1 protein-coding gene is annotated in these 730 nt (G+C 57.1%); it reads left to right on the top strand.

Annotated elements, in window-relative coordinates; all coding sequences use genetic code 11:
- Positions 1-25: 25 nt before the first annotated feature.
- Positions 26-730 (top strand): alcohol dehydrogenase catalytic domain-containing protein (locus DB032_RS23470; RefSeq protein WP_107802159.1); only part of this gene is annotated, 705 nt, incomplete at its 3' end.

Genomic DNA, 730 nt, shown 5'->3' with positions numbered 1-730 from the left:
CTACTTGAAAACAAGGAGCGTTACAATGAAAGCAGCACGTTTTTACGACAAAGGCGACATCCGCATCGAAGACATCCCCGAACCGACCGTCGCCCCCGGCACCGTCGGCATCAATGTTGCCTGGTGCGGCATCTGCGGTACCGACCTGCACGAATTCATGGAAGGCCCGATTTTCATTCCGCCTTGCGGTCATCCGCACCCGATTTCCGGCGAGTCCGCACCCGTCACGATGGGACACGAGTTCTCCGGCGTGGTCTATGCCGTCGGCGAAGGCGTGGACGACATCAAAGTCGGTCAACACGTCGTTGTCGAGCCTTACATCGTACACGACGACGTACCGACCGGCCCGGGCAGCAACTACCACCTCTCTAAAGACATGAACTTCATCGGCTTGGGCGGCTGCGGAGGTGGCTTGTCTGAAAAAATCGCTGTCAAACGCCGTTGGGTGCATCCGATTTCCGACAAAATCCCGTTGGATCAAGCCGCTTTGATCGAACCGCTGTCTGTCGGACACCACGCCTATGTACGCAGCGGCGCGAAAGAAGGCGATGTCGCATTGGTCGGCGGTGCAGGCCCGATCGGTTTGCTGTTGGCTGCCGTGCTGAAAGCCAAAGGCATCAAAGTCATCATCACCGAGTTGAGTAAAGCACGCAAAGACAAAGCGCGCGAATCCGGCGTTGCCGACTACATCCTCGACCCGTCCGAAGTCGATGTTGTCGAAGAAGTGAAA

It is taken from the genome of Chromobacterium sp. Panama (assembly GCF_003052555.1).
Lineage (GTDB): Bacteria > Pseudomonadota > Gammaproteobacteria > Burkholderiales > Chromobacteriaceae > Chromobacterium.
This window is presented reverse-complemented; position numbering and strand designations above follow the sequence as displayed.